Source organism: Variovorax sp. 770b2, assembly GCF_900115685.1.
GTDB lineage: Bacteria > Pseudomonadota > Gammaproteobacteria > Burkholderiales > Burkholderiaceae_C > Variovorax.
Genome location: NZ_FOXJ01000001.1, coordinates 2,386,054 through 2,399,365, shown reverse-complemented (window position 1 = coordinate 2,399,365; position 13,312 = coordinate 2,386,054). Strand labels below are relative to the sequence as shown.

Annotated in this window: 13 protein-coding genes; 7 read left to right on the top strand and 6 right to left on the bottom strand. The window is 69.4% G+C overall.

Annotated features, from left to right (window positions below; genetic code table 11):
* The first annotated feature begins 122 nt into the window (after positions 1-122).
* Positions 123-1,007 (top strand): class A beta-lactamase, encoded by an 885-nt coding sequence (gene bla / locus BM133_RS10920; protein ID WP_093433624.1) that lies wholly within the window; start codon positions 123-125, stop codon positions 1,005-1,007.
* Between the two features lie 9 nt (positions 1,008-1,016).
* On the opposite strand, the gene BM133_RS10915 is transcribed toward bla, so the two are convergent.
* The 3 genes from BM133_RS10915 to BM133_RS10905 form a co-directional block, all read right to left on the bottom strand.
* Positions 1,017-1,640 (bottom strand): PAQR family membrane homeostasis protein TrhA, encoded by a 624-nt coding sequence (locus BM133_RS10915; RefSeq protein WP_093433622.1) that lies wholly within the window; start codon positions 1,638-1,640, stop codon positions 1,017-1,019.
* Positions 1,641-1,671: 31 nt separating this feature from the next.
* Positions 1,672-3,111: a glycerophosphodiester phosphodiesterase family protein gene (locus BM133_RS10910; protein WP_093433621.1), complete on the bottom strand. Its 1,440-nt coding sequence runs from the start codon at positions 3,109-3,111 to the stop codon at positions 1,672-1,674.
* A gap of 88 nt (positions 3,112-3,199) precedes the next feature.
* Positions 3,200-4,534 carry an aminotransferase-like domain-containing protein gene (locus BM133_RS10905; protein WP_093433619.1) on the bottom strand — a complete coding sequence of 445 codons (1,335 nt, stop codon included), beginning with the start codon at positions 4,532-4,534 and terminating at the stop codon, positions 3,200-3,202.
* A 61-nt stretch (positions 4,535-4,595) separates the two neighbouring features.
* Here BM133_RS10905 and BM133_RS10900 point away from each other — a divergent pair, with 61 nt between their 5' ends.
* Together BM133_RS10900 and BM133_RS10895 are read left to right on the top strand one after the other, a co-directional pair.
* On the top strand, positions 4,596-5,213 hold the full coding sequence (locus tag BM133_RS10900; protein ID WP_093435254.1) for a DJ-1/PfpI family protein: 618 nt from the start codon (positions 4,596-4,598) through the stop codon (positions 5,211-5,213).
* A gap of 48 nt (positions 5,214-5,261) precedes the next feature.
* A complete protein-coding gene (locus BM133_RS10895; RefSeq protein WP_093433618.1) occupies positions 5,262-6,131 on the top strand; it encodes a LysR family transcriptional regulator in 870 nt (289 codons plus the stop codon).
* On the opposite strand, the gene BM133_RS10890 is transcribed toward BM133_RS10895, so the two are convergent.
* On the bottom strand, positions 6,132-7,886 hold the full coding sequence (locus BM133_RS10890; RefSeq protein WP_093433617.1) for an IlvD/Edd family dehydratase: 1,755 nt from the start codon (positions 7,884-7,886) through the stop codon (positions 6,132-6,134).
* 16 nt (positions 7,887-7,902) lie between these two features.
* On the bottom strand, positions 7,903-8,898 hold the full coding sequence (locus BM133_RS10885; RefSeq protein WP_093433616.1) for a Bug family tripartite tricarboxylate transporter substrate binding protein: 996 nt from the start codon (positions 8,896-8,898) through the stop codon (positions 7,903-7,905).
* A 252-nt stretch (positions 8,899-9,150) separates the two neighbouring features.
* On the opposite strand from BM133_RS10885, the gene BM133_RS10880 reads away from it, so the two are divergent.
* Positions 9,151-10,152 carry a sialic acid TRAP transporter substrate-binding protein SiaP gene (locus BM133_RS10880; protein WP_093433615.1) on the top strand — a complete coding sequence of 334 codons (1,002 nt, stop codon included), beginning with the start codon at positions 9,151-9,153 and terminating at the stop codon, positions 10,150-10,152.
* Between the two features lie 4 nt (positions 10,153-10,156).
* On the opposite strand, the gene BM133_RS10875 is transcribed toward BM133_RS10880, so the two are convergent.
* Complete coding sequence (locus BM133_RS10875; RefSeq protein WP_093433614.1) at positions 10,157-11,065, bottom strand: LysR family transcriptional regulator; 909 nt, start codon at positions 11,063-11,065, stop codon at positions 10,157-10,159.
* A gap of 118 nt (positions 11,066-11,183) precedes the next feature.
* Between BM133_RS10875 and BM133_RS10870 the strand changes: the two genes are divergently transcribed.
* The 3 genes from BM133_RS10870 to BM133_RS10860 are packed head-to-tail and all read left to right on the top strand — an operon-like array spanning position 11,184 to position 13,311.
* On the top strand, positions 11,184-11,639 hold the full coding sequence (locus tag BM133_RS10870) for a DoxX family protein (RefSeq protein WP_093433613.1): 456 nt from the start codon (positions 11,184-11,186) through the stop codon (positions 11,637-11,639).
* A 39-nt stretch (positions 11,640-11,678) separates the two neighbouring features.
* Complete coding sequence (locus BM133_RS10865) at positions 11,679-12,323, top strand: (2Fe-2S)-binding protein (protein ID WP_093433612.1); 645 nt, start codon at positions 11,679-11,681, stop codon at positions 12,321-12,323.
* Entirely contained in the window at positions 12,316-13,311 is a 996-nt protein-coding gene (locus BM133_RS10860; RefSeq protein ID WP_093433611.1) for an FAD binding domain-containing protein, read from the top strand. Before BM133_RS10865 ends, BM133_RS10860 begins: the two co-directional genes overlap by 8 nt.
* The last annotated feature ends 1 nt before the right edge of the window (position 13,312 follow it).

The following is a 13,312-nucleotide window of genomic DNA, read 5'->3' as shown; positions in this document are numbered from 1 at the left end:
ATATATAGATCGGAGCCGTTACACCCGATACACGCGAGACGCCGATGCGCCCCGGCGCGCTTGGGTCTGCGCGATGGCGCTCCTACGATGAGGGCTCGTTCCATTCACTTGCCACACAACCCATGAATCCTCTCGTACATCGCCGCACCCTGTTGCTCGCCGCCTCCGTTCTTCCGCTGGCGAGCGCCTGCACCGCGTGGTCCGCCAAGGCGGGGCAGCAGGAGGCGTCGGCGCAAATCGCCGCGCTCGAAAGCGCATCGGGCGGCCGGCTGGGCGTCGTCGGCTTCAACACCGCCACCGGGGCGCGCGTGCAGCATCGCGCGGACGAGCGCTTTCCGTTCTGCAGCACCTTCAAGCTCATGCTGGCCGCAGTCGTCCTGGAGCGCAGCGCGAAGGAGGGCGGCCTGCTGGCGCGGCGCGTCAGCTACAGCAAGGGCGATCTGGTCACCTACTCGCCCATCACCGAGAAGAACATCGCGACCGGCATGACCGTGGCCGAACTGTGCGCCGCCGCCGTCCAGTACAGCGACAACACCGCGGCCAACTTGCTGATGAAGATGCTGGGCGGACCGCCCGCGGTGACGGCCTTTGCGCGGTCATCGGGCGACGACGCCTTCAGGCTCGAACGCTGGGAGACCGAACTCAACACCGCCATCCCCGGCGACCTGCGCGACACCACCACGCCCGCGGCCATGGCGGCCAGCGTCGAGCGGCTGGTGCTGGGCAACGCGCTCGGCGCGGCGCAGCGCCAGCAGCTCAAGACCTGGTTGCTGGGCAACACCACCAGCACCGAACGCTTCCTGGCCGGCGTGCCCGCGGGCTGGAAGGTGGGCGACAAGACCGGCTCGGGCTCCTACGGCACGACGAACGACGTCGGCGTGCTGTGGCCGCCGGCCGGCGCACCGCTGGTGCTGGCTGTCTACCTGACGTTTCCGGAGAAGGATGCGAAGGGGCGCAACGATGTCGTGGCGTCGGCGACGCGCATTGCAGTGGGGGCGTTGGCCTGATCCGCGCCGCTACAGCACGAACCACCCCACCGCCACATAGTGGCTCGCCGTCCCCGCCAGCACGAACAGGTGCCACGCACCGTGCGCATGCCGCAGACCGAAGCGGTTGCGATAGAACACGGTGCCGGCGGTGTAAAGCACGCCGCCGATCAACAACCACGCGAGCCCGCCGCCTTCCAGCCGCGCCGCCAGCGGCACGGCCGCCAGCACGCCGAGCCAGCCCATGCCGATGTACAGCGCCAGCGGCGGCTTCTGTGGCGCGCCGGTCTTGGGTGGTTGGAGCTCGCGCCAGATGCCGTAGAACGCGGCGCCCCAGATCGTCGCGAGCAGCAGCCAGCCCCAGAAGCCCTGCAGCGTGACGAGCGCGAAGGGCGTGTACGTGCCCGCGATCAGCAGGTAGATCGCGCAGTGATCGGCCCGCTCCCACACGCGCTTGAAGCGCCCGCGCGTGCTGTGGAACAGCGTCGAGGCCGCATACAGCGCCACGGCCGAGAGCGAAAAAACCAGCGCCCCCACGATGCGCGCGGGGTCGCCGGTCGGCAGGGTCTTGGCCAGCAGCAGCGCGGCCGCGGGCAGCGCGAGCACCAGCCCGAGCAGGTGGCTGTATCCGTTGAGTCGTTCGCCCGGATACATGCGTGCCGCCTGCCTTGCCGATGCCCCGGCCTCAGCGGCCGGTTTCCTTCAGGTAGGCCTGGCGCGCCGCGAAGGCCGTGTTCGCGAAGTCCGAGAACACGCCATCGATGCCCGCGCGGAAGTACGCGAGGTACTCGGCCGCCGGGTCGCCCTTGAAGACGCCCGCCAGGTACTTGGCTTCGTTGCGGAAGGTGTAGCTGTGCACGATGAGGCCGGCCTTGTGCGCGTCGGCGATCAGGGGCGTGGGCTTGATGGTGTTCACGTCGGCCAGCGTGCCCTTGTCCTTGAACGGCACGATGGTGTGCGCCATGACCTGCGGCTTCCAGGGGCCGACGCCGTCGGCGTAGGTCTTGACCTCGGCCAGGCCCGCCGGCGTGAGCATCTCGCCGAACCACTTCGGGTTGCCGGCCAGCGTCCAGCTGTAAGGGCGGCCGTCCACGAAGGTGTAGACGTCGTTGGTGACGTAGATCATCTCGCCGGTCTTGAAGTCGATGGCGTTGCCGTCCACCAGCTGCACCGCGCGGGCCTTCAGGCCGGCCGTGCGCAGGTACTTCAGGCTCTCGGGCTCGAAGCTCTGCACGAAGATCGGCGCGTCCTTCCTGTTGAGGTCGTTGGCGGCCATGATCTTCAGGAGCGCGTCCTCCAGCGGGTGGCTGCCGGCGGTGCCGCAGCCGTTGGCGATGGCCTGCGCGTTGTTCCAGATCGGGTTCTTGGTTTCCGGATAGATGGTGAGCGCGCGCCCGGTGGACTTGGACTTGGCCTTGGCGATGTCGATCACTTCCTGGAAGCTCAGGATCGGCAGCTTGCCGTTCAGCTCGGTGGGGCGCTGGTCGGCGGCGTCGTAGGTGGTGCCGGCGATCCACTGCTTGAGCTCGGCCATCGTGAAGTCGGTGATCGACCAGTCGTTGGTGTGGTCCTCGCCGTCGACGATCAGCGACTTGAGCACCGACTTCGGATCCTTGGGATCGGTCAGGTCGCTCAGGTACTGCGGCGGGCCGTTGTCGGCCACGGGCGGGTACTTCACATCGACCAGCACGCCCGGCACGGTGCGCTTGCGGCCGGCCACGGTGGGGTTGGTCTTGGCCACGTCGGCCACGTTCGTGTTGTCGCTCAGCCAGGGGTTGTGGCGCGCGACGAGCACGCAGTCCTTGGTGAGGTGCAGGTCGGTCTCCAGCGAATCGGCGCCGGCATCGGCCGCGGCCTCGTAAGCCTTTTGCGTCTCTTCGGGGAACAGGCCCGGCAGACCGCGGTGGCCGATGACCAGCGGCACGGAACCGTCGAGCGTGCCCAGCGGCGACGGCTGCGGAGCCGGGGCGGGCGCAGGCGCAGGTGCGGGCGCCGGCGGGATGATCGGGAACACCGGGCCGTCGTTGCCGCCGCCTCCGCAGGCTGCGATCACGAGGCTGCCGCCCAGGGCGACGAGGGCCGCGCGCAGCGGACGGGGAGCGGGCGCAGGAACGTTCTTTGTCATGTTTGTTTTCGAGTGTTTTGCAGGGACGAAGGCCGGCGGATGCTAGGTTTGGCCCGTGACGGCACGGTGACCGCCGGAGGCTCGCGCTTCAGAGGGTGTGTGCGTCGATCGTGCGCCGGACCTGCGCGAGCGCGTCGTGCAGCGTGTCCAGGTGGACCGACCCCAGTGCCAGGCGGATCGCATGCGGCACCTGGGCGGAGGTCGCGAACGGTTCGGCCGTCGACACCGAGATTGCGTCGCGCATCAGCGCCTTGGCCACCTGGTCGGCGCGCACCTCTTCCCCGAGCGGCAGCCACACGAAGTAGGACGACGGATGGCGCACGCACCGCATGCCGGCGAAGACGTCGGCGGCAATCGCCTGCCGGGCCATCGCATCGCTGCGTTTCTCTGCCTCCAGGCGGGTGACGGTGCCGTCCTCGAGCCAGCCGCAGGCAATGGCCGTCATCACGCTGGGCGTGTTCCAGGTGGTGGCGCGAATCGCGCGCTCGATGCCGGGCACCCACGCGGTGGGCGCGGCGACGAAGCCGACGCGCAGCCCGGTCGCGATGCTCTTGGAAATCCCCGAGACATAGACCGTCGATTCCGGCGCCAGCGCGGCGAGCGGCGCGGGCGCATCCTCGGCGAGAAAGGCGTAGGCCGCGTCCTCGATGATGAGGAGGCCATGCCGGCGGGCGATCGCCACCATCTGCCGCCGCCGGCTCGCGCCCATCACCCAGCCGAGCGGGTTGTGCAGCGTGGGCATCGCATAGATCGCGCGCACCCGGCGGCTCTTGCACAGCCGCTCCAGCGCATCGAGGTCGGGGCCGTGGCCGGCCGCGAGAATCGGCGCCAGCTCCAGCCGGTGCGCTTCGGCCAGCACCTTGAACCCTGGATAGGTGAGCGCATCGGTCGCGACCACGTCGCCCGGTTGCAGCAGCGCCATGACGGTCGTGGCCAGCCCGTGCTGGGCGCCGCTGACGATCATCACCTGGTCCGCATTCACGGCGAGGCCACGCAATGCGAGATGGCTGGCCACGATCGCACGTTCGTGCGGGCGACCGCCGTGCGGCTGGTAGCGCAGCAGGGCCTCCAGGTCACCCGAGGCGGCGAGCTGGCGCAGGCCCGCGCGCAGCATCTCGGCCTGGCCCGGCAGCGACGGATAGTTGAAGTTCAGGTCCACCATGCCCGACGCCGCGGCGTGCTGGTCGATGCCCAGGCCCCGGGGCAGCAGGCTCTCCCGCACGAAGGTGCCGCGGCCGGTCTCGCCGCTCACGAGGCCCATCGCCTGCAACTCTGCGTAGACGCGGCCTGCGGTGACGAGGGCCAAGCCCTTCTGTGCCGCGAGTTTGCGAACGGTCGGCAGGCGCGTGCCCGGCGGCAGGCTGCCCTCGCGAATCTGCGCGGCGAACGCATCGACCAACTGCTTGTAGCGGGCTTGAGGCATGCGGCAATGTATCCATGACAATTTTTTGATTGTATTGATCACTGTGTCTACGATGCGGCCCATGCACATCGCCATCCTCACCTTCGAAGGCTTCAACGAGCTCGACTCGCTCATCGCGCTCGGCATCCTCAACCGCATCAGGACGCCGGGCTGGCGCGTGTCGATCGCCAGTCCCTCCGCGCGCGTCCGGTCGATGAATGGCGTGGTGCTCGAGGCCCAGGCGTCCCTTCGCGAGGCCAGCGAGGCCGACGCGGTGATCGTCGGCAGCGGCACGCAGACGCGCGAGGTCGTCGCCGATGCGGCCTTGATGGCGCAACTGCAGCTGGACCCATCGCGGCAACTGTTGGGTGCGCAGTGCTCCGGCGCACTGGTACTGGCGAAGCTGGGGCTGCTCGATGGCGTGCCGGCCTGTACGGATCTGACGACCAAGCCGTGGGTCCAGGCCGCGGGCGTTGCCGTGTTGAACCAGCCCTTCGTTGCGAATGGCAACGTGGCGACTGCCGGTGGCTGCCTGGCGTCGCAATACCTCGCTGCCTGGGTCATTGCCCGCCTTGCGAGCGTCGAGGAGGCCCGCAGCGCGATGCACTACGTGGCGCCCGTCGGAGAAAAGGAAGAGTACGTCGCGCGCGCGATGCGGAACATCACGCCGTTCCTGGCGCCGGCACCCCTCGCCGCCTGAGACCCGGGCCGGGCGGCGCGGCGCAGGGCGGCGCGTACATTCGCGCGCATGGATACGCGATACCTGCAGAGCTTCGTCGCCGTGGTCGAGCTGGGCTCGATGGCCGAGGCCGCGCGCCGGCTCGACCTGACGCCCGCCGCGATCGCCGCGCGCGTGAAGTCCCTCGAAGACGACATCGGCGTGCCGCTGGTGCAGCGCGCCGGCCGCTCGGTGCGCCCCACCGAGGCGGGCCTGAAGATGCTCGACCGCGCACGCAACGTGCTGCGCGATGTGCGCGACCTGCGCGCCGCAACCAGCGGCGGCGTCTCGCTCGGCGAGCTGCGGCTGGGCGTGTTCATCTCGGCGCTCACCGGCGTGCTGCCGCCGGTGCTCGAGCGCCTCTACGCGCGCTTTCCCGATCTCTCGGTGTTCGTGGCGCCCGGCAGTTCGGTGGAGCTGTGCCGGCAGGTGGCGAGCGGCGCGCTCGATGCGGCCATCGTGGTCGAGCCGCAGTTCGCCGTCGGCAAGGGCTGCAGTTTCGAGACGCTGCTCGAGGAGCCGCTGGTGGTGGTGGCGCCCGAGGCCATGGCGCACCGCGCGGCGCACGAGCTGCTGGCCGCGGAGCCCTTCATCCGCTACGACCGCTCGGTGCTGGGCGGCCAACTTGCCGACCGGTACCTGCGCGACCACGGCATCCGCGTGCGGCAGCGGCTGGAGATCGACAGCTTGATGGCCGTCGCCGCGCTCGTGGGGCGGGGCCTGGGCGTGGCGCTGCTGCCCGACTGGGCGCCGATGTGGCGCGCCGGCATGAACATCGCGCGCGTGGCGTTGCCCGAGCGTGCGCCGGTGCGGCGCGTGGGGCTCATCTGGGCGGCGCAGGGGCCGCGCGCGGCGCTCGCGCAGGCGCTGCTGGCCGAAGCGAAAGCGGTCTTCAGCTGATCAACGCGGCACCTTGCCGACCGTGTTCGGCGCGCGCAGGAAGTCGAAGTCCACGCCCTTGTCCGCCTGCGTCACCGTCTGCAGGAAGAGCTTCTTGTAGCCGCGGTCGGCGGTCGGCTCGACCACCACCGTTTCCTTCGCGCGGCGCGCGAGTTCGTCGTCAGACACCAGCAGCGCGATCTCGCGATTCGCCACGCTGAGCCGGATGCGGTCGCCGCTCTGCACATAGGCCAGCGGCCCGCCGATGGCCGACTCCGGCGTCACGTGCAGCACGATGGTGCCGAAGGCCGTGCCGCTCATGCGACCGTCGGAGATGCGCACGATGTCCTTCACGCCGGCTCGCGCGAGCTTGCGCGGAATGGGGATGTAGCCCGCCTCGGGCATGCCCGGCGCGCCCTTGGGGCCGATGTTCTTGAGCACCAGGATGTCATCGGCCGTCACGTCCAGGTCGTCGCTGTCGATGCGCGTCACCAGGTCCTCGGCGTTCTCGAACACCACGGCGCGGCCTTCGTGCTCCATGAGCTTCACATCGGCGGCCGACTGCTTGATGATCGCGCCGCCCGGGGCGAGGTTGCCCCACAGCACCGCGATGCCGCCCTGCGGATAGATCGGCTGGCTCGCGGGCCGCACCACGTCCTGCCTGAAGCCCGGCCCGGCGCGTTCGATCTCCTCGCCGAGCGTGCGGCCCGTGACCGTGAGCGCGTCCAGGTGCAGCAGGGGCTTCAATTCGCGCAGCAGTGTCGCCATGCCGCCCGCGGCGTGAAAGTCTTCCATGTAGTGCTGGCCCGAGGGCTTCAGGTCGAGCAGCACCGGCGTCTCGCGGCCCATGCGGTCCAGCGCGAGCAGGTCGATGTCCAGGCCCATGCGCCCCGCGATGGCCGCCAAGTGCACGATGCCGTTGGTCGAGCCGCCGATGGCCAGCAGCACGCGCATCGCGTTCTCGAAGGCGGCGGGCGTGAGCACCTTGTCGATGGTGAGCCGGTCGCGCGCGATCTGCACCGCCTGCGCGCCGGTCTCTTCGGCGATGCGGATGCGGTCGGCCGTCACGGCGGGCGGCGATGCGCCGCCCGGCATCGTCATGCCCAGCGCCTCGGCGATGCAGGCCATGGTGCTGGCCGTGCCCATCACCGAGCAGGTGCCCACGCTGGCCACGAGCTGGTTGTTGACGTCGGCGGTTTCCTCGATGTCGATCTCGCCCGCGCGGTACTTGCCCCAGTAGCGGCGGCAGTCGGTGCAGGCGCCCACGCGCTCGCCGCGGTGGCTGCCGGTGAGCATCGAGCCGGTGATGAGCTGGATCGACGGCAGCCCCGCCGAGGCCGCGCCCATCAGCTGCGCGGGCACGGTCTTGTCGCAGCCGCCGATGAGCACCACGGCGTCCATGGGCTGCGCGCGGACCATCTCTTCCGTGTCCATCGACATCAGGTTGCGCAGGTACATGCTGGTCGGCGCGGCGAAGCTCTCGTGCACCGAGATCGTCGGAAAGTCCATCGGCAAACCGCCCGCGAGCATCACGCCGCGCTTGACCGCCTCGATGAGTTGCGGCGCATTGCCGTGGCACGGGTTGTAGGCGCTGCCTGTGTTGGCGATGCCGACCACGGGCCGGTCCAGCGCCGCGTCGGTGAAGCCCGCGCCCTTGATGAAGGCCTTGCGCAAAAAGAGCGAGAAGCCGCGGTCGCCGTAGCTGGTCAGGCCCTTGCGCATGCCGGCGTTGTTGTCGGGGGCGGTGTCGTCGGGCTCGAAAGGGGAATCGGACATGGGTGCTCGTGGGTTGTTATTCGTCGGACTTGATATTGGACTCGGTGATGACTTTTTTCCAGCGCGCCACCTCGGCCCGGATCTGTTCGCCCGATTGCGCGGGCGTGGTGGGCGGCGCCGCGTACACGCCTTGCTTGAGCAGCATTTCCTTCGCCTCGGGCGACTGCACGACCTTGGCCAGCGCCTCGTTCAGCCGCGCGACGATGGCCGCGGGCGTGCCCGCCGGCGCGAGCACGCCGAAGGTGGAGCTCACCTCCAGGTTCGGCACGCCGGCTTCGACCGCCGAGGGCACGTCGGGCAGCATCGAGATGCGCTGCGGCGTGGCAACGGCCAGCGCGCGCAGCTTGTTCGCGGTGATGAAGGGCAGGGACGCCGGCGCGGTCTCGACCATCGTGTTGACCTGCCCGGCGACCATGTCGGTCATCGCGGGGCCGCTGCCCTTGTAGGCGATGTGCGTCATGCGGATGCCGGCCTCGCGCTGGAACAGCTCGGCCGCCATGCGCTGCGGCGAGCCCGCGCCCGACGAGGCGTAGTTGAGCTTGTCGGGGTTGGCCTTGGCGTAAGCGATGAATTCCTTCAGCGTCGTCGCGGGCACCTGCGGATTCACCACGATCACCAGCGGCACGGAGCCCACGACCATCACGGGCGCGAAGTCCTTCGTGAGGTCGTAGCGCAGGCGCCCTTTCTCCAGCGTCGCCATGGTCGCGTGCGAGGTCAGCGCGCCCATCAGCAGCGTGTAGCCGTCGGCCGGCGCACGCGCCACCGCCTCGGCGCCGATGTTGCCGCCCGCGCCGCCGCGGTTGTCGACCACCACCTGCTGGCCCAGTTGCTCGCCGAGCTTGAGCGCGACGATGCGCCCGATCACGTCGGTGGCACCGCCGGGCGGGTAGGGGATCACGAGCTTCACGGGCTTGTCGGGGTAGGCGGCCAGCACGGCCGGGGCGCATGCCGCGAGGGCCGCGGCCAGGCAGACCTGCAGCGCCCTACGGCGCGGGAATCGAGGGGTTTTCATCTTGTGTTGTCTCCAGTTCGCTCTCGGTGCGCAGTGTTGCCTGCGAGGCGTGACCGTTGAAGCGGCTGGGGCAAGGACACAAGATAAAGATTCTTGCGTGTGCAGGGGCGCATGCCCGCAGTCGGGCAAACCCCGGTTACCACCTTTGTTTCAAATCCTTACGATCCGTTCGCCGGGCTTCTTCCGGTGGCTGACCTGTGCTCTGGCGCGCAATTTGCACTGTGTTGACCTTCTCAAACCGAGGGAGAGTTCATGAAATGCTTCTTGCCGTGGCGCCGGGCGGGCGTCCTGCTGATGGCACTGGGTGGCGTTGCCGCGAGCGCGGCCGCCCAGGCGCAGGTGCTGCAGTTGAAATGGGGCCACGTCTTCGAGCCCGGCAGCATCTTTCACCAGCAGGCGGAGCTGGCGGCACGCAAGATCGGCGAGCAGTCCGAAGGCAAGATCAAGATCGAGGTGGTGCCCTCGTCCAAGCTGGGCCAGGAGGGCGACTTCGCCCTGATGCTCGCCAACGATTCCATGCAGATCGCCTACGTCGGGCAGGCCACGCTGGCCGAGGGCTATCCGCCGCTGCGGCTGGGCAGCTATCCCTTCGCCTTCAAGGACCTCGCCCACATGCGCAAGTACCTCGCGAGCCCGCTGCTCGCGGAGCTGATGAAGGGCTACGACGAGAAGAGCGGCAACCACATGGTCGCCTCGGTGTACTACGGCGCGCGGCAGGTGACCTCGAGCAAGCCGCTGCTGCGCCCCGAGGATTTCCGCGACCTGCGCCTGTACGTGCCCGATGCCTCGGCCTACCAGCTGTTCGCCACCGCGCTGGACGCCAAGCCCATCACGCTGCCCTTCATGAGCCTCTACGGCTCGCTCAAGAAGGGTGAGGTCGAAGCGCAAGAGAACCCCTTAGGCACGGTGAAGGACAAGCGCCTCTACGAGGTGCAGAAATACGTGCAGCTGACCGGCCACATCTACGACACGCTGGGCATCGTCATCGGCAAGGCCGCGTGGGCGAAGTTGACGCCGGCGCAGCAGGCGATGGTCGAGAAAACGCTCGTTGAAACCGCCAAGTGGACCAACGTGGGCGTGATCGCCGGCGAGCTGGAAGACGAGCAGTTCCTGCGCAGCAAGGGCATGACCGTCTCGCCGGTCAACCGGCAGGCGTTTCTCGAGCGCATCGCCAAGCGCTCGACGCCCGAGCAGTTCGGCGCGCGGCCGGGCGACTACGCGAAGCTGCAGGCGCTGGGCGGCGGCGCGAACTGATCCGCTACCTGAGCGCCCCGAAGCGGTCCACGTACACCTGCGTCACCCAGTCGATGAACACCCGCACCCGCGGCGAGAGCTGCCGGTGGTGCGGGTACAGCACTGAATGCGGCAGCGGCGGGCAGGGCGCGTGGGCGAGGATCTCCACCAGCGTGCCCTCGCGCAATTGCCGCTCGATGCCATAGCGCGGCACCTGGATGATTCCGCAGCCCTGCTCGGCGCAGATCTTGTAGCTGTCGGCGCTGTTGACGCTGATCCAGCCCTTGAGCGTGTGTTCCTCGACCTTGCCGTCGACCTCGAAGAGGTAGGGGAACACGTCGGGCCGTGAGGCCGAGAAGAAATTGACGCCCGTGTGCTGCGCGAGGTCGGCCGGCTGCAGCGGCGTGCCGTGCGCCGCGAGATAACCCGGGCTCGCGCAGGTGACCTGCGGCACCAGCGCGAGCCGCCGCGTGACCAGCGACGAATCGCGCGGCTCGCCGGCGCGCACCACGCAATCCACGCCCTCGCGCACGAGATCGACCAGCCGGTCGCCGCTGCCCATCGCCAGTTCGATGTGCGGATAGCGCGCATGGAATTCGCCGATGCGCGGCAGCAGCAGGTCGTTGGCGGGCGCGCCGTGGATGTCGATGCGCAGCCGCCCGCGCGGGTTCACGGCCAGTTGCGCGAGCGAGGACTCCGCATCTTCCAGGTCGCGCAGCAGATGGCGGCAGCGCTCGTAGAAGGCCTGGCCGTCGACCGTCGTGCGCACCTGCCGCGTGGTGCGTTCGAGCAGCCGCACCTGCAGCCGCGCTTCCAGCGCCTTGATGGCGTGCGTGGCGGTGGCGCGCGGAATGTCGAGTGCGGTGGCAGCCTGCACGAAGCTGCCCAGCTCGACGATGCGGGTGAACAGCCGCATGGCATCGAAACGGTCCATCGGGCGTCTGTCCTCGGTGTTGATTGTTGAGTTCTGTTGGATTGTATTGGCAGGTTTTTGGTCTTTATTCAACTGTGAGGAATAGAGAGACTCGCCCCGAACCACCACGGAGCGACGCATGCCACTGATCTTTCCGCGCCTCAAGGGCCTCTACGACCGGCTCGAGCCCTTGAGCTACCTGCTCTTGCGCATCGCCTTCGGCCTCATGCTCATGACGCACGGCGTGCCCAAGCTGCTCGGCCGCAGCCACGGCAGCATGGCCGACCCGATGGCGGGCTCGGTCAACCTGATCGCCAACGTGCTGCACCTGCCGGCCGCGCCGCTCGTCGGCTGGTTCATCGCGCTGCTCGAAGGCGTGGGCGGGCTGATGCTCGTGGTGGGCTTTCTCACGCGCCTGGTCGCACCGATGGTGACGGTGCAGATGCTGGTCATCAGCTGGCTGCTGGCGCCGACTTTTCCCTGGATCGATCACGGCTTCGAGTACCCGCTGATGCTGGTCTTCGTCGCGCTCTTCATCACCGCGCGCGGCAGCGGCCCGGGCTCGGTCGATGCCTGGCGCGGCCGCGAGTTCTGACGTTCCCCCTCCGATTCCCTCCCCAGAAGAAAGCCCACGATGAACGACACCCCGACATTGCGCGCGGCGGACGGCAAGCCCGCCCTCAGCCGACGGACCTTCATGATGACCACGGCGGCCGGCGCCGGCGTGGCCGCCGCCGGCGGCGCGGTCGCCGCAACGCCCGAAGCGCCTGCGAACCCGCACGCCGGCTCGCAGGCCACCCGCGTCACCGTCAACGGCAAGCCATACGAACTGGCACTGGAGCCGCGCGCCTCGCTGCTCGACGTGCTGCGGGAGCAACTGGGCCTCACCGGCGCCAAGAAGGGTTGCGACCACGGCCAGTGCGGCGCCTGCACGGTGCACGTCGACGGCCGCCGCGTGGCCTCGTGCCTCACGCTCGCAGTGAAGACCGACGGCTGCGCCGTCACTACCATCGAAGGCATCGAGTCGCCCGACGGCACGCTGCATCCGATGCAGCAATCCTTCGTCGACCACGACGCGCTGCAATGCGGCTACTGCACGCCGGGCCAGGTGATGGCGGCGATTGCCTGCGTGCGCGAAGGCCACGCCACCAGCGACGCGCAGATCCGCGAATACATGAGCGGCAACATCTGCCGATGCGGCGCCTACGCTGGCATCCTCGAAGCGATCCGCGAAGCCGCGCCGCAAATGCGCCGCATGGAGGGCGCACGCCATGCATGACTTCGCCTACCTTCGCCCCCGCAGCACCGGCGAGGCCGTGCAGCTGCTCGTTCAGCACCAGCCCGGCGCGCGCTACTTTGCAGGCGGCACCACGCTGTTCGACCTGATGAAGCTCGGCGTGGAAGCGCCGGCCACGGTGATCGACATCACCCGCATCGAAGGGCTGGCCCGCATCGACGCGAGCGACCGCACGGAACTGCGCATCGGCGCGCTCGCCGCGATGAGCGACGTGGCGGAGCACGCGGTGGTGCTGCGCGAGTTTCCGGCGCTGTCCGAATCGCTCTGGAAAGCGGCCTCGCAGCAGCTGCGCAACATGGCCACCGTGGGCGGCAACCTGCTGCAGCGTACGCGCTGCGCCTACTTTCGCGGCAGCCCCGAGTTCGCCTGCAACAAGCGCGTGCCCGGCAGCGGCTGCGCGGCCATCGGCGGCGCGAACCGCGGGCATGCGGTGCTCGGCGGGAGCGAGGCCTGCGTGGCGATCTACCCGGGCGACATGGCCATCGCGCTCACGGCCTTCGACGCGGTCGTCGACACCCTGAGCCCGCGCGGCGAGCGCACGGTGGCGGTGCGCGAGCTGCACCGCGAGCCCGGCGCCACGCCGCACCTGGAGACGGTGCTGGCGGCCGACGAGCTGATCGTGCGCATCCGCATTCCGCGCGGGCCCGTGGGCCGCGCCTCGACGTACCACAAGATCCGCGACCGCGAGTCGTACGCCTTCGCGCTCGCCTCGGCGGCGGTGGCGGTGCACATCCGCGGCAACCGCGTGGCCGATGCGCGCATCGCGCTCGGCGGCGTGGCCACCCGGCCGTGGCGGGCGACGGAGGCCGAGCGCAGCCTCGTTGGCCTGCCGCTCACGCGGGCTGCCGCACGGCGCGCGGCCGAGCTGGCTTTCGCGGGCGCGAAGCCGCTCGAACACAACGCGTTCAAGGTGGCGCTCGGCATCGAGACGGTGACCGACGCGCTCATGCTGGCCAAGGACAGGAGCTGAA